Here is a 24,179-nt window from a genome sequence, read left to right as displayed (position 1 = left end):
ATTGTTGTTTGAGGGTGTGACATGAAAAAACGTTGGTTATTAAATCTAATTTTGCTTGCGGTGGTTGCGGGCTTAATCACATTTTTATATGTCCGCCCTAAAACCGAAGTCAATAAAACGACAGAGTATGAAGTTTCACCATATAAGCTGGCAGAATTTAATGCGATTAGTATTGAGTTTCCAGCTAAAGCCGCTGTTACGTTTGAAAAGGTGGATAAATACTGGCGCTTAACTGCGCCTTATAAGACACGTGCAGACCAGATGTCTGTACAGCGCATTCTAGCGATAGTGGCAGCAAAAAGTCATCAAAAAATCGTGACTGACGATATGGAAAAGTTCGGACTGGTGAACCCTTCGTTTAAGTTGAAGTTGTTTAGAGATAAAAATAACGCAGAAGAATTTTTATTCGGCACTCACAGTCCGCTTACTGATGAGCAGTATATTGCACATAAAGGCACGGTGTACTTAGTCTCTAACTCTTATGCAGAGGCGGCTTCTACTCAGGTGATTGAAATGGTGGATAAAGCGCCATTGAAGCCTACCGAAAAAGTGGCGGGTTTTGACTTTAGCCGACTTGAGCAATGGGAGTCTTCTCGATTGAATCTGGATTTGGTTGACGGTCAATGGAAGGTTTCGATTAAAGAAGCTAAGCCATTGCAGAACGAAATGAACGAATGGGTGGATTACTCATGGGTGCATACATTGGCAAAATCAGTAGAGTTATACACGCCTGACCATAAAATGGTTTACCCTTCATTTGAAATTAAATTGGCAGACGGTAGTAAGGTGCATTTTGACAAGATTCAAGAGTCGCCTGACTTATTGTTAGGTCGTCCGGATGAAGGCATTATGTATACCTTCCCATCTGACGCAGGTTTTGTGATGTTGAACCCGCCGATCAATCTGCCTAATAAGTAATGTGAGATTACTGACCTTATTTTGCTAACTTTAAGAATCCCCCATGGTGCTTGCATTGTGGGGGATTTTTTTAGGAGTTAACCTATATGCCCGAACTCCCCGAAGTAGAAACGACACGACTTGGATTGCTGTCATTGTTAAACCAGACGGTTGCGCAAGTTGTGATTCGAAACGGCTCATTGCGTTGGCCGATACCTGACAACTTAGCTAGCTTGTTACAGGGACAAACCTTAAGGGCACTCACGCGCCGCGCCAAGTATATTCTTGCCCACTTTGATCATGGCGTTTTATTGCTGCATTTAGGTATGTCTGGGCGTATCTGCTTGTTGGCAGAAAATGAAGCCGCACAGAAGCATGATCACTTTGATCTTGTGTTCAACGATGGCCAAGTGTTGCGTTTACGTGACCCACGCCGTTTTGGTGCAGTGCTGTGGGCTGGCGAAAATTACGCTCAGCATAAATTGCTTAGTGTATTGGGGCCGGAGCCTTTAGATGAAGCGTTTACCGGCGCTTATTTACACCAGCATATGCGCACACGCACTGCTGCCATTAAAACCACGATTATGGATGGCCACTTGGTGGTGGGCGTAGGCAATATCTATGCAAGTGAGTCTTTGTTCCGTGCCAGAATTAATCCAGCAAAGCCAGCCAATAAACTGAGTCTACGGCAATGTGAAACGCTAGTGGCCGAAATTAAAGCGACATTAAGTGATGCGCTGAAAGCCGGCGGTAGTAGCCTGCGTGATTTTTTTGGCACAGATGGCAACCCGGGCTATTTTCAGCAGCAGTATTTTGTTTATGGTCGCACCGGAGAGCCATGCCGTGTGTGTGGCAAGCCTATCTTAAACATTAAGCAAGGCCAGCGTTCTACGTTTTATTGTGGTACGTGCCAAAAGACGTAGTCATTAGATAGTGCTAGATGGGTGTTTGGCTAAATGGCTGGCCCATCCAGATTAACAACTGCGTTAAAGTAAGGCGTGGATGTTAATGTGGCCTTGCCGCATGCTCATGTAAATAACCTGCTGGTTTTTCTGGGCTACCGCCGATTTTCTGCGGTAGTAAAGAGCCTGCAACCATCGCGATGATACTCACGCCTAGACCGATGAGCTGCGGCGGCACTAAGCATGCCTCACCTATCAGCACCTCAATCAGTACCCATGTGCTCACGCCGCCGATGATGGCAGCTAATGCACCTTGTGAAGTGGATTTCTTCCAGAATACTCCAAAAATGAGGGGGACAAATGCCCCAGCCAGCGTGATTTTATAGGCTGACTCTACCATACCGAAAATTGAACGCTCTGAGTTGAGTGCATAAAATAGCACACATAAACCAAAGCCGATGAGGCATATCCGCATGACTTTAAGGAAACCTTTGTCACTTAAATGTGGCATGTAACCTTTAACGATGTTTTCTGCGAAAGATACTGATGGAGCTAACAGCGTTGCTGATGAACAGCTCATGATGGCCGACATTACCGCGCCAAAGAAAATCACTTGCGCGAGTAATGGCGTATGTTCAAGCACTAAATAGGGAAGTACGCGTTGGGAATCATCCACCACTAAGGCGCCAAAATGCATAGGGTCAATCAATGTGGCGGAATAGGCGATAAACATTGGCACAAAGGTGAAGCAAAAGTACACCGTAGCACCTAGTAGAGAGCCCCATAGCGCGATTTTTGCGCTCTTGGCAGAGGTGATGCGCTGAAATACGTCTTGTTGTGGAATTGAGCCCAGCATCATGGTCACCCAGCCGCCAAGAAATGTCAGCCATACCCAGATATCTGCACCCTTAGGGAAGAAGTCCAGTTTGCCTGCTGCACGCGCATGTTCAATCACAGGCGCTACGCCGCCGGTCATATCAGAAACGATACTGCCAATATAAAGCAAGCCGCCAATCACGACGATCATTTGTACAAAGTCTAGTACCGCGACTGATAGCATGCCACCAAATGTCGTATAAGTCAGCACAATCGCCGTGCCCAGTATCATGCCCGTATCTTCGCTGACTGCACCATGGGTAATAATGTTGAAGATGAGGCCTAACGCCTTGATTTGTGCCGCCACCCAGCCTAAATATGAAATAACGATAGCAATGGTTGTGAGTACCTCTACTGTGCGGTTATAGCGCATACGATAGAAGTCACCCAGCGTGATAATGTTGAGCTTATAAAGTTGGGTAGAAAAGAAAAAACCGGCAAGCACCAAACACATACTTGCACCAAACGGGTCAGCGGCTACGCCGTTTAGACCTTTGGTGACAAAGGTCGCTGAGACCCCAAAAATAGCCTCTGCGCCAAACCATGTGGCAAACACCGTAGCAATCACGACTGGCAATGGCAGGTGTCGCCCGGCAACTGCGTAATCTTTGGTGTTTTTTACGCGCGTGGCGGCCACTAAACCTATCGTGATAGAAACTAATAAGTAGACGACGACAAACCAAATCAGCATAGCAGTACCCTAAACTTTAATCTTTAACATGAGTGATGCAGTGCGTGCTGCTATCAGGCAAGTAAATGTAGGGTGCATGGCAGTAATCAGGTGAGTAGCTATCATGATGCTGTTGAACTGTAAGTAAAATAAAAGCGGTTAGTGAATAAAATAAGTGCCAACTACCAACAATACTTCTACCAGTGCCATTACGACAATCGCAATCACTAATCGTTTTTGCCATATTGCTTGTAGTTGCTGTGCTTGCACAAGCTGTTCTATGGATGCACGTAACGGTACTTCTTGTTCGGCTTGATTGGTCTGTGTGAGAAATTGATGCGCCAGTCTTGGCATTTGCGGCATGCTCTTAATAATATGCGGTAACTCGTTCTTAAAGTTATTGAACATCGAGCGCCATCCGATTTGTTCACTCATCCAACGTGTTAGAAATGGCTGTGCGCTTTTCCATAAGTCTAGGTTAGGGTCTAGCTCTCGGCTTAAGCCTTCAATGTTGAGTAGCGTTTTTTGTAGCATAATCAGCTGCGGCTGGATAATCACACCAAAGCGACGTGCCATCTGAAATAAGCTGAGCAGTGTGCGCGCAAAAGAAATATCTTTTAGTGGCTTATTGAAAATTGGCTCACAAATGGCACGTACTGCGGTTTCCAGCTCTTCCCGCTTGGTGTCTGCTGGCACCCACCCTGAGTCAATGTGTGCTTGGGCCACATCGCGGTAATCTCGGTTAAAAAAAGCCAGAAAATTACGCGCAAGATAGTATTTATCTACGTCATTTAACGTGCCCATAATGCCAAAATCGAGCGCGATGTATTTGCCGTCATCGGCTACCTGTATGTTGCCTGGGTGCATGTCTGCATGAAAAAAGCCGTCACGAAATACTTGGGTGAAAAATATCTCAACACCGTCTCTTGCCAGTTTGGATGTATCGATACCCTTGGCGATTAGCGCGTCACGTTGGCTGATCTGAGTGCCATACATCCGTTGCATAACCATCACTTCTTTGCGGCACCAATCCCAATGTACATCTGGCACGATGAGCATGGATTTGTCTGCAAAGTTACGTCCTAGCAAACTGCAGTTTGCCGCTTCCAGCGTTAAGTCCAACTCGCTCTCGGTATGTCTGGCAAATTCCGCAACAATCTCGCGTGGTTTTAACCGTTTAAATTCCGCAGAGATGCTTTGCAATAATAAAGCCACTGTATCCATGAGTAGTAGGTCATGAGCAATCGTTTTTTCAATATTCGGTCTTAACACTTTAACGGCAACAGGTTCACCATGCGGGAGATGGGCGAAATGCACTTGTGCTACAGACGCACTGGCAACTGGCGTTTCATCAAATTGTGAAAAACGCTGTGCAAGTGGCTCGTTAAACGCTTGGGTGATAATGCTTTCTACTTCAGCAAAGCTAAATGGAGGCACTTGGTCTTGTAGTTTGGCTAATTCATCTGCGATGTCTGTCGGGATTAAATCGCGACGGGTAGATAGCATTTGCCCGAACTTCACAAAAATAGGGCCAAGTGCGACTAAGGCTAACCTTAATCGGGCGCCGCGCGGGGTGGTGGTGTTGCGCCAAAACAGCAGTATGCCAATAACGGATTGCAGCGGTTTAAGTTTGCTATGGCTTAAGATAAATTCATCTAAGCCGAAGCGCAGGGTAATAAAAATAATATAAAAGAGCCGAAAAATCCGCATAAATTATTTAACGCTATCTGTAACTTGATTATTTGGGGGCGCGCCGGAGTCACTAGCCTGACGTGCTTTGGCCAGTTTTTGCAGCCTTTTTTCAAAACGCTCTACGTCCGAACGTAGGTGATCAACGTCATGGTTAAATTGATCCACATGCCTTTTTTTAGCTAGCATTGGTTTTTCTTCTTGCCAGTACTCACTGAGCATACTGGCAAAATTAATGCCTGCACCTTTAAGGCTTTGTAATGAGCTTCTTGCAAAAGAACCGATTTTATTGGCTGGGACATCGCCTACCAACTTACTTAAATCATCTTCGTAATCCCAGTGCAGATGGGAAAGCACTTTGGCTAACGCGGTTGCCAAGTGAGTGTCACCTGTCACTTCAATTTGCAGTTTAGCCGCTTCATCTTTGGCGATGAGTCGTGGTAGTAAGCTAGGCGCAATATGAATGCTTGCATCCGGAACGTTAGTCTCGCCAGCCATCGCCAAGCTGCCATCTTCTAAAATCACCAGTGTGCTGTGAACGGGTGCAATGGTAATGCGTACAGACTTGCCAGCGAAAGGTTGCAGCATGCTACACGCCCATGTGTTTTGGGCAATCAGATGTTGCAGTAGGTGTGTAGTCAAGCTTTTGAACATCAGGTTTTATAACCTTTATGTAAGGCCACTACACCAGCCGCTAAGTTGTAGTAATCTACTTTACTCAAGCCTGCATCAATCATCATTTGTTTCAGTGTTTCCTGATCTGGGTGCATGCGGATAGATTCGGCCAGGTATTGATAGCTATCGGCATCTTTTGCAAGTAGTTTGCCCATTAATGGTAGCAATTTAAATGAATAAACATCGTAAGCTTTAGACAGCGGCTGCCACACTTTTGAGAACTCAAGTACCAGTAAGCGACCACCCACTTTAAGTACGCGCTGCATTTCCGCCAGTGCTTTATCTTTATGTGTCATGTTGCGCAAGCCAAAGGCCACAATCACGCAGTCAAAGTATTGGTCAGGGAACGGTAGTTTTTCCGCATCACATTGCATGGCGGGTACGTTCAGGCCAGCATCCAGCATGCGGTCACGCCCAACGCCTAACATCGATGCATTAATATCGGTCAGGATGACTTGCCCCTCTGGACCTACTTTTTTTGCAAATAGTTTGGATAAGTCGCCGCTGCCACCAGCAATGTCGAGCACTTTGTCGCCAGGGTTTACACCGCTGATACTGACTGCAAAACGCTTCCATGTGCGGTGTAAGCCAGCAGACATTACATCGTTCATTAAATCGTATTTGTTGGCAACTGAGTGGAATACCTCAGCAACTTTTTTTGCCTTTTCAGTTTCAGCAACAGTTTTAAAACCAAAGTGTGTATTTTGCTCGGATGTCATTGCAGTCTTTTCTTTAAGATAAGTTTTTGCGCGTATGCCCAGCGGCACTTAATTTACCCAGATACTCTAGCCAGAGTGATTCATAGTTACGCGCTAAATCGTATAAGTAATCCCACGAGTACAAACCGGTGTCATGGCCATCGGTAAACACGAGTTTGACGGCATAGTTGCCAACAGGGTGTATGGCTGAAATATTGACGTCCTCTTTACCGACTTGCAGTACCTCCTGCCCGTGGCCGTGACCGCGCACCTCAGCTGAAGGTGAATAAACACGCAGAAACTCACAAGACAGCATGCATTCAGTATTGTTATCAAATTTTATTTCCAGCAAACGAGACGCTTGATGAAGTTTAATATCAATTGGGCGAGGTGCGTTTTGTGTATTTTCGCTCATGGTTTGCTTAACTACTTTTAAAAAATAAGATGATAACAGAATGAGTTAGTTTGCTGATAATCTCCTGCGCAACCGTTCATATTAAATAATTAACCGCTTGTCTGAATCATTTTCAGATACACAAACAATAGTGCACGGATTTATTTGCAGATTGAATTAACAGTGATAAAGTAATGCTACCTAAAAATGGTTTGAGGACCATCATGGCAGATAATAAATTAGCCCATCATTTCGAAGTATATTCCCAGTGGCGTAAGGCGCTTGTTGATACGATTTGCGATTACCGCAGCTGGCTAAATGAGCAAGAGCTCAATGATGCGCAAGTCGATCAACGAATTCAACAGCTACTGGACAGGTTGCGTGAAGATAAACTGAACGTTGCCTTTGTTGCAGAGTTCTCACGCGGTAAATCTGAACTAATTAATGCAATCTTCTTTGCAGGGTATGGCACACGCCTGTTACCTTCCAGTGCCGGCCGCACCACCATGTGCCCGACCGAGCTACTTTACGATAAATCTAAACCAACATCTATTATGATGTTGCCGATTGAAACGCGTCTTTCTGATGCAACCACTTCTGAATATAAGCGTTACCCAGATGAATGGAAAACCGTTACCTTTGAGGTTGACTCTAATGAAAGCATGGTCAATGCTTTTAAAGAGGTGAGCAGTACTAAGGCGGTTACTCTGCAAGAGGCGGAAAAATACGGCTTATATGACCCGAACAGTGCTGACGATGCACTAAATATCAACAAAGATGGCACGATTGATGTGCCATGCTGGCGCTATGCCATGATTAACTTCCCTCATCCCTTGCTAGAGCAGGGTTTGGTGATTTTAGATACCCCTGGCTTGAATGCGATTGGTACCGAGCCTGAGCTTACCCTCAATATGCTGCCTAATGCACACGCGGTGTTATTTATACTGGCGGCAGATACAGGCGTTACTAAGTCTGAGATTGATGTCTGGCGACAATACATCAGTGGCACACGCTGGAAGCAGAAAGGGCGTCTTGCTGTATTAAATAAGATTGACGGTTTGTGGGATGAGCTAAAAGACGAGGAAGAAATCCAAACCGAACTTGCCAAGCAAGTGAAAACCAGCGCAGACTTGCTGGGTTTGGATGTAAATCATATCTACCCGGTATCTGCCCAAAAAGGCTTACTTGCTAAGGTGAATAGCGATGAGGCGTTGCTCGCTAAGAGTCGTGTCTTAGAACTGGAAAAAGCTTTGTCTAACGAGCTGATTCCAGCCAAAAAAGAAATTGTGCGTGATAACACGCAAAATGAAATTGAAGACCTGATTGCTAACTCGCATGTGATTCTGGATGCAAGGTTCTCTGGCGTTAACGACCAGTTGCTTGAGCTACGTGGATTGCGTGGTAAGAACGAAGACGTAGTCGAGCACATGATGAATAAAGTCAAAGTAGATAAAGAAAACTTTGAGCAGGGTCTGCAACGTTTTCAGGCGTTGCGTAGCATTTTCTCGCAGCATACCAATCGTTTATTTACCTTATTGGGGATGGAGTCACTGAAAGTGCATGTGCATGCCACGCGCCAAACCATGGTGGATGCTAGCTTTACCAAAACTATACGCCAAGCGATGGATAACTTCTTTAGTGAACTGAAAACGCGCTTGATTTCATCAGACGTACAAATTGATGAAATTAAACAAATGATGGATGTGATGTATGAGAAGTTTTCAAAAGAACATGGTTTACGTAAATCTGAACCGCCCGCATTTACTACTTTGCGCTATCAAAAAGAGCTATCTAAATTAGAGCGTGCTTATAAAGAGCAATTTAATACCGCGTTTAATATGATCGCTCACGAGAAGATGACGCTCACCAGCAAGTTCTTTGAAACGCTGGCAAGCCGAGTTATTCATGTGTTTGAAGTCGCTAATCGTGATATTGAGAACTGGTTAAAAGCGGTGATTGCGCCTATGGAGTCTCAAGTGCGTGAACACCAGTTGCAATTGCGCAGACGCTTAGAAAGTATCAAGCGTATTTACAAAGCGACAGATACTTTAGAAGATAGGATTGCTGAGTTGGAGGCGATTGAACGTAGCATCCAAGCACAGCTAGATGATCTTAATGTGCTACGTATGCATATGCGTAATGCGCTTGCATTTGAGGCTGAGCCATTAGCCACGGTAGCTGCTTAACAGCGCTACTTAATAAAAAAGGCTGCGTGAGCAGCCTTTTTTATTGCCTAAAACTGAGGTGTTTTTATTACGATTTAACGACTCGCTAACATAAGCGTTTTCATTTTTAGCATCGCTTTTTGCTCAATTTGTCGAATGCGCTCGGCAGATACGCCAAACTCATCGGCCAACTCGTGCAGGGTTTTGCTGGCATCTTCTTGCAACCAGCGGGCCTCTACTACGCGGCGGCTACGCTCATCCAGATGGTTAAGTGCTGAGGCCAAGCCTGTGGTTTCAGCCATTTCAAACTGTTTGGCTTCAAGTGCCTCAGGTGGTGTCAAGCTCTCGTCTTGCAGATAAGCAATTGGGCTGTAATGCTCTTCGCTATCGTCATCAATGTTGCTCTCTAGCGAAATCTCGTGACCATTGAGGCGAGATTCCATTTCAAGTACTTCTTCAGGCTTTACATTCAGTTCGCGTGCGATATGGTCAATCTCGCTGGTCTGCATGGTGTTAATGCCAGTTTTCATGCTGCGTAAGTTAAAAAACAACTTGCGCTGAGCTTTGGTCGTGGCGATTTTAACTAAACGCCAGTTACGTACAATGTATTCGTGAATTTCTGCTTTGATCCAATGCATGGCAAATGAAACCAAGCGCACTCCGCGCTCAGGGTCAAAGCGTTTTACTGCCTTCATCAGGCCGATATTGCCTTCTTGGATCAGGTCGGCTTGTGGCAGGCCATAGCCCATGTAGCCACGTGCGATACTCGCTACCAAACGTAGATGTGAAACAATCAACTGGCGAGCTGCTTCAAGATCATTTTCTTTTTTGAACTTGGTCGCGAGCGCAAGCTCTTCCTCAGCCGATAAAATAGGATAGGCTTTAATCGCTCTAGTATATTGATCTAGACTATCAGCTGCCGTTAATACAGGTACTGTTAAAGCATTAGTCATTCGTACTTACCCCTCCTTGATGAATCATTTTAGCACTCTACGTTGGAGAGTGCTAGTGCGAGAAGGTTCAAATGCAATATCGATATTTGTTTTGTGACATTAAAGTTGGTAACCATTACATTAAAGGTTGTAACCGTTAAGAATGTATAAAGTTGGTAACTAAAATGACTTTTATTTGATTGCTATCTTCTGAAAAAATTGATGCTGATAATGAAATTTTGCATCAACATATAAATTCGTACTGAGTTCTGGAGTTTTAATTAATTAAGATAGCGTTCGTCAGTGATAATTGACGCATCACCTATGCATCAATATCTTCTAGTAGTTGCTCGTTCAAAACCATATTTATTAGCAATTGCCTCATCTAGCGCATGATGTCTTCTTAACTCTGGTTGGAGCGACTTAAATGCATCTTCAACTCTAGCAAAGAATCTTGTTTGTTGGATTGAGTTTGGAAAAGATAGCGCAATAGGCTTCCTAACCAAATTATGTTGCCAGCCATAATTATCAAACATATGTTCTACGTGTTGCCAGTCAAAGCGTGGTGCATCTGTCCACATTTTTACCTTGTCTTCAAAACTTTCGATCCAAGTGCACAAACTCTTCGCGACCTCTGTACAAGGCATAAGATAGTCTCCACCTTCTAGCAAAGCAAGTGATTACCAGTCATTAAAATTGGCTTATTCGAATCCACCTCGTAAAAATTATTTACTCTTTAGTAGTAAAGACAATTTTTACACTTTTTTTACAGTAATCATTTTACTTGTTACGACATTTTTATTCGCTGAAGCCTACCATTCAATACTCATAGTTTGTATGGAATTCGAGTATGGATATCTGTGGCATTAGCTTGGTTATTGTCTATTTAATCATTTGCTATTTCCTGATTTATATCCTTGTTAATTGGAGTGGTAAAAAATGAACGCAATGATTTGGATTAGTGGTCTAATAGCCTTATTGGTATTGGCTTATTTATTTTACGTATTAATTAAACCGGAGAATTTCTAATGTTCTCAAATACTTTAGTGCAAGTAGGTTTATTTCTCACGGTATTATTGTTAGTTACTAAGCCTATGGGTTTGTGGATTGCCAATGTAATGAATGGCAACTGTAAAATAATCAATAGGCTTGGTGCTCCTTTTGAGCGTCTTATTTATCGCACACTTGGCACAAATCCAGATACCGAAATGGGTTGGAAGCAATACGCTATAGCGTTATTACTTTTTAATTTAGTCGGTGTAGCGTTTGTCTACGTATTGCAACGCTGGCAAGTCTGGTTGCCGTTAAACCCACAACATTTCTCCGCAGTCAGCGTGGATTCATCTTTCAACACGGCGATTAGTTTCGTCACAAATACGAATTGGCAAGGCTACTCAGGTGAAGTAACGATGAGTTATCTGACGCAGATGCTTGGGCTAACAGTACAAAACTTCCTCTCAGCTGCTACAGGCATTGCTGTGGTTTTTGCTCTAATTCGTGGATTTGCAAGACATACATCAAAAACCATCGGTAATTTCTGGGTGGATATGACGCGTTCTACTTTGTATATATTGTTGCCGTTGTCATTTTTATTTGCAATCGCGCTCATGGGACAAGGGGTAATTCAAAACTTTGATGTTTACAAAGAAGTTTCGACTTTACAACCCACCACTTATTCAACGGCTAATGAAGCTGGTCAGCTGATAAATCAAACTACCAATACGCAGACATTAGCAATGGGGCCTGTAGCTTCACAAGAGGCTATCAAGATGATTGGTACAAATGGTGGTGGCTTTTTTAATACCAATTCTGCGCATCCATTTGAAAACCCCACGCCGCTTTCTAATTTTTTACAGATGCTGGCGATATTTTTGATACCGGCAGGATTGTGTTTTGCATTCGGCATGATGGTGGGCGATAGACGACAAGGTTGGGCGATATTTTCTGCCATGGCGATAGTGTTTGTAGTCATGGCTGCAGTCGCAATTTCGGCAGAACAGGCTGGTAACTCTATATTAACGGCTAGCGGTGCAGACCAAACAGTGAGCGTCTCGCAGTCTGGTATGGCACTTCAATCAGGCGGCAATATGGAAGGTAAGGAAACCCGGTTTGGTATTGTTTCATCTGCCTTATTTGCTACCGTTACCACTGCTGCCTCATGCGGTGCGGTGAATACCATGCATGATTCATTAACACCAATTGGCGGCCTAGTACCAATGTGGCTCATACAGCTTGGTGAAGTGATTTTTGGTGGTGTTGGCTCTGGACTTTATACCATGTTGATTTATGCAGTATTGGCTGTATTTATTGCCGGGCTAATGATAGGCCGTACGCCAGAATATTTAGGCAAAAAAATTGAAATATTCGATATGAAAATGACTGCCATCATTATTTTAGTCACACCATTGTTGGTATTAATTGGTACCGCGATTGCCGTCAGCGTTACTTCAGGTACTGTCGGCGTTGCTAACCCCGGGGCGCATGGCTTTAGTGAAATTTTATATGCCTTGTCATCAGCAGCCAATAACAACGGTAGTGCGTTTGCAGGGCTTTCTGCCAATACCCCTTTTTATAACACGTTATTAGCCTTTGCGATGTTCTTTGGTCGCTTTGGCATCATTCTGCCGGTATTAGCGATTGCAGGTTCTATGGCAGCTAAAAAACGTATTCCTGTGAGTTTGGGCACCATGCCAACACACGGCGCATTATTTGTCACATTGCTGATAGGTGCAGTGATATTGGTAGGCGCACTTACTTTTATTCCAGCCCTCGCCCTTGGCCCTGTCATTGAGCATCTGCTTATGGTTGGCGTTTAATAAAGTTAAAGAATTATTTAGGAAAACACTATGTCTAGTTCAGCCTCAAGTTCAGCGATGAAATCAATGTTTGACCCGAAACTGGTCAAACCGGCCATTGCGGAATCATTCAAAAAACTAGCCCCACAAATACAGTGGCGCAACCCAGTAATGTTTGTTGTTTACTTGGGCAGCATCCTTACTACTATGTTCTTGATAAAGTCTCTATTTGGTAAAGATGAGGCTGCTTCAGGGTTCATTGCTTTAGTAAGTATTTGGTTATGGTTCACTGTGTTATTTGCGAACTTTGCTGAAGCGATGGCAGAGGGGCGTAGTAAAGCGCAGGCTGCCTCATTACGCAGTGCCAAGAAAAATGTGGTCGCTAAAAAACTAGCCAATGAATCACGTGAGTCTGCAGTCACGCTTACTGATAGCAATAGCTTGCGTAGAGGCGACTTGTTATTAGTAGAAGCTGGCGACATGATCCCGGCAGATGGTGAAGTGGTTGATGGTATTGCGTCAGTCAACGAAGCTGCCATTACGGGTGAGTCGGCTCCTGTGATTCGAGAATCCGGTGGTGATTTCAGTGCGGTCACAGGTGGTACGCAGGTGCTGTCTGACTGGATAGTGATGCGTGTCAGTGTTAATCCTGGTGAAGCATTTCTAGACCGTATGATTGCTATGGTAGAAGGTGCAAAACGCCAAAAAACACCTAATGAAATTGCCTTAACGATTCTTTTGGTAGCACTCACGATAGTATTTCTATTGGTCACGGTCACCTTGTTGCCGTTCTCAATGTTTGGTGTAAGTGCAGTTGGTGCTGGTTCACCCCCTAGCGTCACAGTACTTATCTCCCTATTAGTCTGTTTAATTCCAACCACCATTGCGGGTTTACTTTCAGCCATTGGTGTGGCGGGCATGAGTCGCATGATGCAAGCTAATGTCATTGCAACTTCAGGTCGCGCAGTCGAAGCAGCTGGCGATGTAAACGTATTGTTGTTGGATAAAACAGGTACGATTACATTGGGTAACCGCCAAGCTTCAACATTTATACCGGCTAATGGTGTTACTGAACATGCGTTAGCCGATGCAGCGCAATTGGCTTCATTAAACGATGAAACACCAGAAGGACGCAGTGTCGTAGTATTAGCAAAAAACCGCTTTAATATTCGTGAACGCGAAATTGCCACACTTGGCGCTACATTCATACCGTTTACAGCACAAACTAGGATGAGCGGGGTTCATTTGAAAGATGGTGATCGTCAACGTGAAATTCTCAAAGGAGCTGCAAGTGCTATCAAACAGCATGTGGAAAATCTGGGTGGCGTATTCACCGCGGATATTAATCAAAAAGTAGATGATGTAGCGCGTCGTGGTAGCACGCCGTTAGTGGTTGCAGATGGCAAAGTAGTATTAGGTGTCGTCGAACTTAAAGACATTGTGAAAGGTGGTATAAAAGAACGTTTTTCTGAATTACGTCGTATGGGTATTACAACCATCATGATTACGGGCGATAACCGTTTAACCGCTGCTGCCATTGCTGCTGAAGCAGGGGTGGATGACTTTTTAGCAGAAGCTACACCAGAAGCTAAGCTAAAGCTCATCCGAGATTATCAGGCAGAAGGTAAGCTAGTCGCGATGACGGGTGACGGTACGAATGACGCCCCAGCATTGGCACAAGCAGATGTTGCCGTGGCCATGAATACGGGTACACAAGCAGCTAAAGAAGCAGGCAATATGGTGGATTTAGATTCAAACCCTACTAAGCTGATCGAAATTGTTGAAATTGGCAAACAAATGCTGATGACGCGCGGTTCGCTTACAACATTCAGTATCGCTAACGATGTAGCCAAATATTTCGCCATCATCCCTGCAGCCTTTGCGAGTACATTTCCAGCACTTAATGCACTCAATATCATGCATTTGGGCAGTCCAAACTCAGCCATCCTTTCTGCTGTGATTTTTAATGCCCTCATTATTATTGTTTTAATCCCACTGGCCTTAAAAGGTGTTGCTTACAAAGCCATAGGCGCACAGCAATTATTACGTAGAAACTTGCTCATCTATGGTTTAGGTGGACTTGTTGTGCCTTTCATTGGTATCAAAATTATTGATGTTGCGCTGACATCAGTTGGTTTTGCATAAGCAAATATCACAGAGTTTTTAAAGGAAAAATCATGGATAGAATCATCGAAAATAATGCCGCTATAGGTTTCAAAGAGTCAATCAAGCAAACTATTAGGCCTGCAGCATTGTTGTTTGTTGTACTTACAATCATTACCGGAATAGTGTATCCACTAGTGACAACAGGCATTGGGCAATGGCTAATGCCAAAACAAGCTGGTGGATCTTTGATAGAGAAAGATGGAAAATTAGTTGGCTCTACTTTAATTGGTCAAAACTTTACGGAAGCCAAATACTTTTGGGGCCGTCCATCTGCTACAGCGCCCTATCCAAATAATGCAGCAGCCTCGACTGGCTCAAATCTAGGGCCGCTTAATCCTACATTAGCTGAAGCTGTTAAAGGTCGTGTTGCTGCGCTGAAAAATGCAGATATAGACAATTCGCAACCTATACCTGTTGATTTAGTGACGACTTCTGCCAGCGGCTTGGATCCGCACATCAGCCCCGCCGCAGCTTATTATCAGATAAATAGAGTGGCGAAAGCCAGAGGGTTAAGTCCAGAAACTGTACAAGCTTTAATTAATAACAATACTGAAGGGCGCCAATGGGGCGTATTGGGCGAGCCGCGTGTCAACGTACTATTACTTAACATTGCCTTGGATAACGCAACGAAGACTAGCGCTCGTTAATTCTGGATATTTTAGACTGCTATATAATTAACTATGAATGATGATCGCCCAAATCCAGACCTGTTGCTGGAAAAGATTAACAAAGAAGCGGAAAAGGAAAAGCGTGGTCGCTTAAAGATTTTCTTTGGCGCTTGCGCAGGTGTAGGTAAAACCTTCGCTATGCTATCAACGGCCCGTACGTTACGCCAAGAAGGTCTGGACGTTGTTGTTGGCATAGTGGAAACGCATGGTCGTATTGGGACACAAAGCCAATTAGCCGACTTGGAAGTATTGCCACTTAAAAAACTAATTTATCGAGAGCGTGAGTTAACTGAATTTGACCTTGATGCAGCATTAGCACGTAAACCAGACTTAATTCTGGTGGACGAACTTGCGCACTCCAATGTTGAAGGGTCGCGGCACCCAAAACGCTGGCAAGATGTTGAAGAGTTATTGATTGCAGGCATTGATGTTTACACCACGCTCAATGTGCAACATATTGAGAGTTTGAATGATGTAGTGGGCCAAATCACTGGCATTCGAGTCAGTGAAACGATACCTGACAAAGTATTTGATATCGCTGATGAAGTTACTTTGGTTGATTTGCCAGCGGATGAATTGCTGCAAAGACTACAAGATGGGAAAGTGTATCAACCGCAACAAGCAGAACGTGCAGGTAAAAGTTTCTTTCGTAAAGGAAATCTCATCGCCTTACGGGAAATGGCACTAAGACGTACTGCGGATCGCGTAGATTCGCAAATGCGTGAATACCGCACCAACTCATCTATAAGTCAGGTTTGGCAAGCTAAAGATCGCTTGCTGGTCTGTGTTGGTCCGGATTCAGAATCTGAACGTTTGGTGAGAGTGGCTGCTAGATTAGCGCAAAGTTTAAAATCGGACTGGCTAGCAGTCTATGTAGAAACACCAAAATTACAGCGCATTTCAGATAAGCAACGTAACCTAATTTTAAAAACACTAAAACTTGCTGAAACGTTAGGTGCAGAGACAGCTACATTAAGCGGTACCAAGGTGGCGGAAACTGTGCTGAGCTATGCCCGCAGTCGTAATGTAACAAAACTTGTAGTGGGTAAATCTACCCGTACGACCCTTGAGCGTTTGATTTTACCTGGCGTGGTTGATGATTTGACTAACCACGCGACGGACATTGATCTTCATGTTGTTTCTCGTGAACGAACATTAGCTGAAAGACCAGCCACTAATCATGATAATACGGATAACTTGGAACGAGCCTCTGGAGATAAAAGCTATGCAGGATATTACATAGCTGCCATTGTGTGCGCTATTACGGCAATATTATCCGCTCAGTTATTAGATTATTTTGAATTAGCCAATGTAGTGATGCTTTACCTTTTAGGTGTGATTTTGATTTCATCTAAATATGGTAGAGGACCCGGCATATTTTCATCTTTTATCAGCGTTGCAACGTTCGATTTCTTTTTCGTACCACCTAAACTTTCGTTTAGCGTATCAGATACACAGTACTTACTTATTTTTGCTGTTATGTTAGTCGTTGCGCTAGTCATTAGTAACTTGACCGCCAATTTACGCTATCAGGCGATGGTAGCGATGAATCGCGAAAAGCGCAGTCGCGCCTTGTATGATTTAGGTAAGTCATTAGCTTCAGCCCTTACTGCAGCGCATATTATTGAAATTAGCATTCCACATTTATCTGGTATTTTTAAAGCTAAAGTAGCAATATTATTACCAGATAACCAAGAGAAAATTGTCAACACTTCTCTACATAAAATCTCAAATGCTAAACCTGATTTAAATTCTAATTTTGATGTGGATTTAGCTGTCGCTCAATGGGTATATGACCATCAGCAGCAAGCTGGCTTTGGAACCGATACATTGCCATCAGCACCTGCTTTATATATTCCTTTGCAGGCTCCTATGCGCACGAGAGGCGTGTTAGTGATTTTGCCTGATACTAATTTATCGAAGGGAAACCGTACAATATTCTTACCTGAACAAAGACAATTGCTAGACACTTTCTCTTCTCAAATTGCAATTGCAATTGAGCGTGTTCATTATGTGGAGGTTGCACAGGAAGCCCTCATCTCTATGGAGTCTGAACGATTAAGGAATTCTGTATTAAGCGCAATTTCACATGATTTAAACACGCCACTTACCACTATTATTGCAGCTGCCGGCTGGCTTAAACAAGAAACAGAAACTAATGATAAGCGTTATGAATATGTCTCCATGCTGAATGAGCAATCCATACGAATGAAAAATCTTGTCGTTAATTTACTTGATATGGCGAGACTACAATCTGGGAAAGTTAAACTTAACAAACAATGGCAACTACTTGAAGAGGTTGTTGGCACCTCGCTGCGCACTATGAGTGAAGTAGTATCAAAGCATACTATAGTAATCGACATGCCACATGACCTGCCACTGATTGAGTTTGATGCTGTTCTAATTGACAGAGTTTTATGTAATTTGCTAGACAATGCTAGCAAATATTCACCTGCAGGGAATAGAATCTTTATAAGTGCTAGAACGCAGCAAAATGATGTTTGGATATCAGTTGCAGACGAAGGCTCTGGTTTGCCTGAAAATTTGGAAAATCAACTCTTTGAGAAATTTACACGTGGTGAGAAAGAATCATCAAAAGCCGGTGTTGGTCTTGGGTTGTCTATATGTAAAGCAATTATTGAAGCGCATGATGGCAAGATTTGGGCGAACAACAAACCTCCACATGGCGCTATATTCACCTTTTCGCTTCCTTTAGGGACACCACCAAGTCTCCCACCAGATGATGATTTAGTATAAATGTCTAACACTATCGGAAATATCATATTAATCGAAGACGAATTACAGATTCGTCGTTTCGTTACTGCTGCCCTTGAGAGTGAGAATTTTCAGGTGTATTGCGCAGAGACTGGCAAGCAGGGGCTGATTGAGATTGGCACAAGAAAGCCGGATGCGGTTATTTTGGATCTGGGATTACCTGATATGGACGGGCTTGAAGTAATAAAGGACACCAGAAACTGGAGTAATGTCCCAATCATTATACTTTCTGCCAGAACGCAAGAGTCTGAAAAAGTAGCTGCTTTAGATGCTGGTGCAGATGACTTTGTATCTAAACCTTTTGGCACACCTGAGTTGCTAGCGAGATTACGGGCGCAATTGCGACGCAGAGCCATGCTTAGTGATGTAAATCAGCTGGGTGTTCATGTATTTGGAAGCATTATTGTAGATCTACCCAAAAGATTAGTGTCAAAAAACGGACAAACAATTCATCTTACGCCAATTGAATTTAGACTTTTTACAGAATTAGTTAAAAATGCTGGCCGAGTAGTTACCCAAAGACAATTGTTAAAAGAGGTCTGGGGGCCAAGTTATGTAGATAATGAACACTACCTTAGAATCTATATGAGTCACTTACGACAAAAACTTGAAGATAATCCAACGCAGCCTGAGCATTTAATTACAGAAATCGGAGTTGGCTTTAGATTCATTTAATAAGCTACTTCGGCACCAATTTAGGGTGGTTGACGGGCATGTTGAGATATAAAACTCACCCTAACAGCCTTTAATAAAATCACTATTAATCACAACAAGACCTCTGATCTAGTGTTTCAATCTATCTGCAATGTTCCGCAATACTGCTCTGATAACTTACTATTCGTGTCAAAACGGGTGATTACCACTCATATGTATTAGCCAAGCTGCGGCTTAGATATAAAACTTCTAGACTAAACTTAAGTGTGGCTCAACAAACTCAAATGTGAAATATATATGTTGCTATGTCTAGGCCATCTCAAAAGGTATGCCCAGCGCTAGAAGCTAATGGCTGGAAGATTGAACACTAGAAGATTAAATTAAGTTAACAACGTTATCTTCAAAAACAAGTTACCAACATTAATGTCATCGAACAATATTTTTGAGAGTGCTAACTCTAAATGATAGCGCGACTGTTACGCATAGACTCAGTAATAAGCATTGCACATCAATAGTACATGCGGCTAGATGGTGACTGTTATTTATCAATGCCAGTAAGCGCCCCAGTCTCTGCGTCTAAGGTTGGTCTACCATGGGATAGGTTGTCCATCATAGGCGATGAAGCGGCCTGTAGTGGCTAGGTTTAAATGGTCAATGACACGCCGCATGCCAGTAACGCTTGTTTTTGCGTTAATTAAGGCATTGTCACCACCCATGTCTGTTTGTACCCAGCCTGGGTGCAATGTGACGACGGAGATTCCAAGCGGTTGCAGGTCGATTGATAGGCTTTTCATCACCATATTGGCTGCAGCTTTGGAGCTTCTGTATATATAACTGCCACCGCTGCTGTTATCGTCTATGCTGCCCATTTTGCTGGTGAGAGTAGCAATTTTTTTAAGATTGCTTTTGGCAATATGTGGTTTAAAGGCGTTGGCTATTTTATATGGAGAGATGCTGTTTACGGTGAAGGCGTCTAACCAGTCATCTGTATTGACTAGATCAGTGCTGCTGTCAGGGTAAATACCTGCGTTATTAATCAGTACGTCAATTTTAGAGTTTTTTAATTGCTGGGCTAATGCGTCAATTTGTGCAAAATCAGCCACATCTAAGGCGAACACTTGAATGTTGCTATGAGATTTTGCCAATGCTTGTAAGGCAGTTGCATGCTGTGGTGCGCGGCAGCATGCAATTACTTGCCAGCCATCTTGTGCATATTGCTTGGCAAACTCTAAGCCTAAGCCGCGGTTGGCGCCGGTGATTAATATATGATAATTCTCTGACATCAATGACTCCTAAATAGCATGCGCAGTATTATTTAAATGGATTTACTGCATTTTAAATAGCATGGATGTTTTGTCTTTCACCAAAGTAGTTGGTTCAACGTGCTGTTAGATTATCTATATATTGTGTGAACAGGATTTACGCACGATCAGTAGTGCAATCAGTATCTTGCTCGGATAAGTACTGCTTATTATCAATTAGCAGCTTATGTACTTAGCCGAACTTAATGTCAGCCAGTGTTTTTGCCAAATAATCAAATAATACACGTACGCGCTCTGCAACAGGGCCACGTTGAGGGCGGTAGACATAAATGCCCCACGGGGCGGGTGACTGATCTTCTAGTACAGTAACAAGTTGCCCAGTTTTGATATATTTTTCACATATAAAGTCAGGGAGTTGTCCATAACCGATACCGGCAAGCACCGCTGATAGTTCTGCCTCGATGTCATCTGTGATGAATGCGGGGTTGGTAGGGAAGCAGTCGGGCTCGCTCGCAAAAGACCAAGACCACATTCGGCCTGTATTTTGGTCAATCAGCCCAGTGTATGGCATGGCACACAAATCACTTACTTGCTTTGGTACGCCAGTTTTGGCAATCAGTTCGGGCGCCCCAACAATACTGAATTTAATTTCATTCACACGTCTTGCAACATTTCTGTTGTTGCTAAAAAAGCCGATGCGCACTCCAATATCCATCTGGTCTGCCACGACATTATCAATTAGGTCTGAGAATCTTAAATCGAGCTGAATGTTTGGGTAGTCTTTGGAGAAGGCGGTTAGTGCCGGCAGGAGGTATTGGCGGCCAAATGTATTTGGCATCGTAATCTTGACTGAGCCAGCAATAGCCTGTGGCGTTTGTGCATGTTGGTGGAGTTGGAATAGCGCATCTACTTGCTCAATCACACCCTCACTTTTGAGTGCCATTTGCTTACCAAATTCGGTAATGGTAGTGTTACGTGTACTTCTATAAAACAGGGGCTCCCCTAGGCGCTCTTCAAGCTCCTTGATAGCGCGCGTGACGGATTGTGGCGAGATGCCAAGCCTGATTGAGGCTTCTTTAAAGTTGGAGGATTCAGCTACGGCTTTAAATATGCGTAGCATTTCTAATTGATTTTGCATGGTCTATGTAATTCATAATCTGGAATTATCAATTCCAGATTATTCCATATAATGATAGCTAACAGTGTGCGATAGTGCTATTTTTGCATGAATTGTGATAAGTGTTAAAACGGTAGTTCTTGCATCAGTTTATAAAAATCAATATTAAAACAACAGATTAGAGGGTGACCATCATGATTACTTTGAATGTCAATGGTAAAGAACAGCAGCTGGATGTATCTGATGATATGCCGATTTTATGGGCATTAAGAGATGTGATGCATCTTACCGGTACCAAGTTTGGCTGTGGTATGGCGCAATGTGGGGCATGTACGGTGCATGTTGATGGCCAGCCTACACGCGCATGTATTACGCCAGTTTCAGCCGCGGTCGGTAAGAAAATCGTGACGATTGAAGATGTTCAAAATGATAAAGTGGGTCAAGCGGTGCAGGCGGCGTGGAGTGAAATTGATGTTGTGCAGTGTGGGTACTGTCAGTCAGGCCAGATTATGGCGGCGACAGCTTTGCTCACGACGAATCAAACACCTACCGATGCTGATATTGATGCGGCAATGAGCGGGAATATCTGTCGTTGCGGTACTTATCCGCGTATTCGTGCAGCGATCCATGCTGCTGCCACTAAGCTAGCTTAAGGAGCCATCACATGAACTCCCCTTTAAATATTTCAAGACGTACTTTCCTGAAAGCCTCTGCACTTGTGGTTGGCGGGCTGGTGATTGCTTTCTCTATCCCCACAGCTAAACGCTTTTTAATGCCGGGTGCAGCACAAGATAATGCTGGAGCAGCAGCACCTAAGTTCCCTGAACCAAATGCTTTTTTGCGTATTGGTACGGATAACACGATTACGGTGATGCTCGCCCATAGTGAAATGGGTCAAAGCATCTGGACGACATTGCCTATGCTGATTGCAGAAGAGCTGGATGCCGACTGGAGCAAGATTAAAGTTGAGCATGCTGCCGCTGCACCTGCTTACATACACACCGCGTATGGCATACAAATCACTGGTGGCTCTTCTACTACTTGGTCTGAGTTTGACCGCTACCGTCAAGCCGGCGCTTTGACGCGTTTGTTATTGATTGGCGCAGCTGCTGAGAAATTAGGTGTTGCTGCAGAAAGCCTGAAAACTGAAAACGGATTTGTAATTAGTGGTGACACTAAGGTTAGCTACGGTGAGCTGACAGAGATTGCAGCTAAATTAGAAACACCTAAAGCAGTTGTACTGAAAGACCCTAAAGATTGGAAAGTGATTGGTAAAGCGACCAAGCGTTTAGACGGCCCAGAGAAAATCAATGGCACCGCAGTGTTTGGTCAGGATATTCATTTTGATGGCTTGATGACCGCCATGGTGGCACGCTCGCCAGTGTTTGGTGGCACGGTGAAATCGTTTGATGCCAGCGCGACTAAGCAAATTAAAGGTGTGCGCAATGTCGTGCAGGTGCCGACTGGCGTGGCTGTGATTGCGGATCATTACTGGGCAGCAAAGCAGGGGCGTGATGCACTTAAAGTGGAATGGGATTTAGGACCTAATGCAAATTTAGATTCTGCTGTGATGCTCACAGAATACAGAGCGTTGGCGACTAAACCAGGTTTAGTCGCTGCGCAACTTGGTGACAGTAAAACCGAGTTACCCAAGGCGGCAAAATCTATAGAGGCCGAATATGCACTGCCATATTTGGCACACTCGCCGATGGAGCCGCTAAACTGTTCAGTGCGTATTGATAAAGACGCATGTGAAATCTGGACCGGCACACAAATGCAGGGTACAGACCAGCAGGCGGCGGCAAAAATACTTGGCCTTAAGCCTGAGCAAGTCAAAATTCACACCTTGTTTCTTGGTGGTGGTTTCGGCCGTCGTGCCAATCCGGCAGCAGACTTTGTATCTGAAGCGGTGCAAGTGGCCAAGGCAGCAGGGGTTCCGGTAAAAACGGTTTGGAGCCGTGAGGATGACGTGCATGGCGGTTATTACCGTCCAATGTATTTGCATCAAGCTAAAGTTGGGGTGAGTGCTGATGGTTCCCCAGTGGCTTGGGAGCATGTGACGGTGGGGCAGTCTATTATGTTAGGCACGCCATTTGAAGCATTTATGATTAAAAACGGGGTTGATGCGACTTCGGTAGAAGGCATTGCTGACTCGCCCTATTTGAAAAGCATTCCTAACTATCATGTGAGTTTACATACGGTGAAGGCGAGCATTCCTGTGCTTTGGTGGCGGTCCGTTGGACATAGCCACTCTGCATTTGTAATGGAAAGTTTGATTGATGAGCTTGCGCATGCTGCAAATAAAGATCCATTGGATTATCGCCGTGAATTGCTTAAGGGTCATCCGCGTCATTTAGCTGCGCTTAATCTGGCTGCTGAAAAAGCGGAGTGGGGCAAGCCTTTGCCTAAAGGTGTTTATCGCGGGATTGCAGTACATGAGTCCTTTGGCAGTTTTGTTGCGCAAGTGGCAGAAGTGTCTGTGAATCAGGGTGAGGTGAAAGTGCATCGTATGGTGTGTGCTATCGATTGCGGCTTGGCAGTGAACCCAGACTCGCTGAAAGCGCAAATGGAGTCGTCCATTTCGTTTGGCTTGGGTGCTGCTATGCAAAGTGAAATTACCTTTAAAGAGGGTAAAGTGCAGCAATCTAACTTCCATGATTATCTCGTTCTGCGTATGAAAGATATGCCTAAGGTAGATGTACATATCGTGCCAAGTACCGAGAAAATGGGCGGTGTAGGTGAGCCGGGCTTGCCACCAGTGGCACCTGCAGTGACCAATGCCATTTTTGCGGCAACGGGCAAGCGTATCCGTCAATTGCCGATTGGCAACCAGCTGGCTTAGTG

Annotated in this window: 20 protein-coding genes; 11 read left to right on the top strand and 9 right to left on the bottom strand. The window is 44.1% G+C overall.

The window, feature by feature from the left end:
- Positions 1-21 precede the first annotated feature (21 nt).
- On the top strand, positions 22-918 hold the full coding sequence (locus tag C3Y98_RS10125; RefSeq protein ID WP_135278469.1) for a DUF4340 domain-containing protein: 897 nt from the start codon (positions 22-24) through the stop codon (positions 916-918).
- An 86-nt stretch (positions 919-1,004) separates the two neighbouring features.
- The gene (gene mutM, locus C3Y98_RS10120; RefSeq protein WP_135278468.1) at positions 1,005-1,820 is read left to right on the top strand and encodes a bifunctional DNA-formamidopyrimidine glycosylase/DNA-(apurinic or apyrimidinic site) lyase; all 816 of its coding nucleotides are present in this window, start codon (positions 1,005-1,007) and stop codon (positions 1,818-1,820) included.
- A gap of 82 nt (positions 1,821-1,902) precedes the next feature.
- Here the strand turns inward: mutM and C3Y98_RS10115 are convergent, their stop codons facing one another.
- The 5 genes from C3Y98_RS10115 to C3Y98_RS10095 form a co-directional block, all read right to left on the bottom strand.
- Positions 1,903-3,366, bottom strand: coding sequence for a high affinity choline transporter 1 (locus C3Y98_RS10115; RefSeq protein ID WP_135278467.1), 1,464 nt, complete (start codon positions 3,364-3,366; stop codon positions 1,903-1,905).
- A 138-nt stretch (positions 3,367-3,504) separates the two neighbouring features.
- Complete coding sequence (ubiB, locus tag C3Y98_RS10110) at positions 3,505-5,055, bottom strand: ubiquinone biosynthesis regulatory protein kinase UbiB (RefSeq protein ID WP_135278466.1); 1,551 nt, start codon at positions 5,053-5,055, stop codon at positions 3,505-3,507.
- A gap of 3 nt (positions 5,056-5,058) precedes the next feature.
- The gene (locus tag C3Y98_RS10105) at positions 5,059-5,688 is read right to left on the bottom strand and encodes a ubiquinone biosynthesis accessory factor UbiJ (RefSeq protein ID WP_135278465.1); all 630 of its coding nucleotides are present in this window, start codon (positions 5,686-5,688) and stop codon (positions 5,059-5,061) included.
- Positions 5,688-6,428, bottom strand: a complete 741-nt coding sequence (ubiE, locus tag C3Y98_RS10100) for a bifunctional demethylmenaquinone methyltransferase/2-methoxy-6-polyprenyl-1,4-benzoquinol methylase UbiE (protein WP_135278464.1) — start codon at positions 6,426-6,428, stop codon at positions 5,688-5,690. The genes C3Y98_RS10105 and ubiE overlap by 1 nt, the downstream gene beginning before the upstream one ends.
- Before the next feature lie 13 nt (positions 6,429-6,441).
- A complete protein-coding gene (locus C3Y98_RS10095; RefSeq protein ID WP_135278463.1) occupies positions 6,442-6,822 on the bottom strand; it encodes a gamma-butyrobetaine hydroxylase family protein in 381 nt (126 codons plus the stop codon).
- A gap of 203 nt (positions 6,823-7,025) precedes the next feature.
- On the opposite strand from C3Y98_RS10095, the gene C3Y98_RS10090 reads away from it, so the two are divergent.
- Positions 7,026-8,987, top strand: a complete 1,962-nt coding sequence (locus tag C3Y98_RS10090; protein WP_135278462.1) for a dynamin family protein — start codon at positions 7,026-7,028, stop codon at positions 8,985-8,987.
- Positions 8,988-9,061: 74 nt separating this feature from the next.
- Here C3Y98_RS10090 and rpoH read toward each other — a convergent pair whose 3' ends face one another.
- A complete protein-coding gene (rpoH, locus tag C3Y98_RS10085; RefSeq protein WP_135278461.1) occupies positions 9,062-9,919 on the bottom strand; it encodes an RNA polymerase sigma factor RpoH in 858 nt (285 codons plus the stop codon).
- 308 nt (positions 9,920-10,227) lie between these two features.
- Positions 10,228-10,545: a 3'-5' exoribonuclease gene (locus tag C3Y98_RS10080; RefSeq protein WP_135278460.1), complete on the bottom strand. Its 318-nt coding sequence runs from the start codon at positions 10,543-10,545 to the stop codon at positions 10,228-10,230.
- A 292-nt stretch (positions 10,546-10,837) separates the two neighbouring features.
- Here C3Y98_RS10080 and kdpF point away from each other — a divergent pair, with 292 nt between their 5' ends.
- The 6 genes from kdpF to C3Y98_RS10050 are packed head-to-tail and all read left to right on the top strand — an operon-like array spanning position 10,838 to position 18,977.
- Positions 10,838-10,927, top strand: a complete 90-nt coding sequence (gene kdpF, locus C3Y98_RS12950) for a K(+)-transporting ATPase subunit F (protein WP_081433023.1) — start codon at positions 10,838-10,840, stop codon at positions 10,925-10,927.
- Positions 10,927-12,714 carry a potassium-transporting ATPase subunit KdpA gene (gene kdpA / locus C3Y98_RS10070; RefSeq protein ID WP_135278459.1) on the top strand — a complete coding sequence of 596 codons (1,788 nt, stop codon included), beginning with the start codon at positions 10,927-10,929 and terminating at the stop codon, positions 12,712-12,714. Before kdpF ends, kdpA begins: the two co-directional genes overlap by 1 nt.
- A 30-nt stretch (positions 12,715-12,744) precedes the next feature.
- Complete coding sequence (kdpB, locus tag C3Y98_RS10065; RefSeq protein WP_135278458.1) at positions 12,745-14,838, top strand: potassium-transporting ATPase subunit KdpB; 2,094 nt, start codon at positions 12,745-12,747, stop codon at positions 14,836-14,838.
- Positions 14,839-14,870: 32 nt separating this feature from the next.
- The gene (gene kdpC, locus C3Y98_RS10060) at positions 14,871-15,506 is read left to right on the top strand and encodes a potassium-transporting ATPase subunit KdpC (RefSeq protein WP_135278457.1); all 636 of its coding nucleotides are present in this window, start codon (positions 14,871-14,873) and stop codon (positions 15,504-15,506) included.
- Between the two features lie 33 nt (positions 15,507-15,539).
- The gene (locus C3Y98_RS10055; protein ID WP_135278456.1) at positions 15,540-18,284 is read left to right on the top strand and encodes a DUF4118 domain-containing protein; all 2,745 of its coding nucleotides are present in this window, start codon (positions 15,540-15,542) and stop codon (positions 18,282-18,284) included.
- Positions 18,285-18,977: a response regulator gene (locus C3Y98_RS10050; RefSeq protein ID WP_135278455.1), complete on the top strand. Its 693-nt coding sequence runs from the start codon at positions 18,285-18,287 to the stop codon at positions 18,975-18,977.
- A gap of 566 nt (positions 18,978-19,543) precedes the next feature.
- On the opposite strand, the gene C3Y98_RS10045 is transcribed toward C3Y98_RS10050, so the two are convergent.
- Both C3Y98_RS10045 and C3Y98_RS10040 read right to left on the bottom strand, forming a co-directional pair.
- Positions 19,544-20,239 carry an SDR family oxidoreductase gene (locus C3Y98_RS10045; protein WP_135278454.1) on the bottom strand — a complete coding sequence of 232 codons (696 nt, stop codon included), beginning with the start codon at positions 20,237-20,239 and terminating at the stop codon, positions 19,544-19,546.
- Between the two features lie 211 nt (positions 20,240-20,450).
- Positions 20,451-21,356: a LysR family transcriptional regulator gene (locus tag C3Y98_RS10040; RefSeq protein ID WP_135278453.1), complete on the bottom strand. Its 906-nt coding sequence runs from the start codon at positions 21,354-21,356 to the stop codon at positions 20,451-20,453.
- 173 nt (positions 21,357-21,529) lie between these two features.
- Here C3Y98_RS10040 and C3Y98_RS10035 point away from each other — a divergent pair, with 173 nt between their 5' ends.
- Together C3Y98_RS10035 and C3Y98_RS10030 are read left to right on the top strand one after the other, a co-directional pair.
- Positions 21,530-21,988 (top strand): (2Fe-2S)-binding protein, encoded by a 459-nt coding sequence (locus C3Y98_RS10035; RefSeq protein ID WP_135278452.1) that lies wholly within the window; start codon positions 21,530-21,532, stop codon positions 21,986-21,988.
- A gap of 11 nt (positions 21,989-21,999) precedes the next feature.
- Positions 22,000-24,177: a xanthine dehydrogenase family protein molybdopterin-binding subunit gene (locus C3Y98_RS10030; protein WP_135278451.1), complete on the top strand. Its 2,178-nt coding sequence runs from the start codon at positions 22,000-22,002 to the stop codon at positions 24,175-24,177.
- Positions 24,178-24,179: the final 2 nt, after the last annotated feature.

Origin of the sequence: Methylotenera oryzisoli, from assembly GCF_004661485.1 — a bacterium.
Taxonomy (GTDB): Bacteria; Pseudomonadota; Gammaproteobacteria; order Burkholderiales; family Methylophilaceae; genus Methylotenera; species Methylotenera oryzisoli.
The sequence above is the reverse complement of the archived record's forward strand: the minus strand, read 5'-3'. Positions and strand labels throughout refer to the sequence as shown.

Bases quoted from the DNA above. Each gene is read 5' to 3' on its own strand.
- C3Y98_RS10125 (WP_135278469.1), top strand. From the start codon at position 22: ATGAAAAAACGTTGGTTATTAAATCTAATTTTGCTTGCGGTGGTTGCG.
- mutM (WP_135278468.1), top strand. From the start codon at position 1,005: ATGCCCGAACTCCCCGAAGTAGAAACGACACGACTTGGATTGCTGTCA.
- C3Y98_RS10115 (WP_135278467.1), bottom strand. From the start codon at position 3,366: ATGCTGATTTGGTTTGTCGTCGTCTACTTATTAGTTTCTATCACGATA.
- ubiB (WP_135278466.1), bottom strand. From the start codon at position 5,055: ATGCGGATTTTTCGGCTCTTTTATATTATTTTTATTACCCTGCGCTTC.
- C3Y98_RS10105 (WP_135278465.1), bottom strand. From the start codon at position 5,688: ATGTTCAAAAGCTTGACTACACACCTACTGCAACATCTGATTGCCCAA.
- ubiE (WP_135278464.1), bottom strand. From the start codon at position 6,428: ATGACATCCGAGCAAAATACACACTTTGGTTTTAAAACTGTTGCTGAA.
- C3Y98_RS10095 (WP_135278463.1), bottom strand. From the start codon at position 6,822: ATGAGCGAAAATACACAAAACGCACCTCGCCCAATTGATATTAAACTT.
- C3Y98_RS10090 (WP_135278462.1), top strand. From the start codon at position 7,026: ATGGCAGATAATAAATTAGCCCATCATTTCGAAGTATATTCCCAGTGG.
- rpoH (WP_135278461.1), bottom strand. From the start codon at position 9,919: ATGACTAATGCTTTAACAGTACCTGTATTAACGGCAGCTGATAGTCTA.
- C3Y98_RS10080 (WP_135278460.1), bottom strand. From the start codon at position 10,545: ATGCCTTGTACAGAGGTCGCGAAGAGTTTGTGCACTTGGATCGAAAGT.
- kdpF (WP_081433023.1), top strand. From the start codon at position 10,838: ATGAACGCAATGATTTGGATTAGTGGTCTAATAGCCTTATTGGTATTG.
- kdpA (WP_135278459.1), top strand. From the start codon at position 10,927: ATGTTCTCAAATACTTTAGTGCAAGTAGGTTTATTTCTCACGGTATTA.
- kdpB (WP_135278458.1), top strand. From the start codon at position 12,745: ATGTCTAGTTCAGCCTCAAGTTCAGCGATGAAATCAATGTTTGACCCG.
- kdpC (WP_135278457.1), top strand. From the start codon at position 14,871: ATGGATAGAATCATCGAAAATAATGCCGCTATAGGTTTCAAAGAGTCA.
- C3Y98_RS10055 (WP_135278456.1), top strand. From the start codon at position 15,540: ATGAATGATGATCGCCCAAATCCAGACCTGTTGCTGGAAAAGATTAAC.
- C3Y98_RS10050 (WP_135278455.1), top strand. From the start codon at position 18,285: ATGTCTAACACTATCGGAAATATCATATTAATCGAAGACGAATTACAG.
- C3Y98_RS10045 (WP_135278454.1), bottom strand. From the start codon at position 20,239: ATGTCAGAGAATTATCATATATTAATCACCGGCGCCAACCGCGGCTTA.
- C3Y98_RS10040 (WP_135278453.1), bottom strand. From the start codon at position 21,356: ATGCAAAATCAATTAGAAATGCTACGCATATTTAAAGCCGTAGCTGAA.
- C3Y98_RS10035 (WP_135278452.1), top strand. From the start codon at position 21,530: ATGATTACTTTGAATGTCAATGGTAAAGAACAGCAGCTGGATGTATCT.
- C3Y98_RS10030 (WP_135278451.1), top strand. From the start codon at position 22,000: ATGAACTCCCCTTTAAATATTTCAAGACGTACTTTCCTGAAAGCCTCT.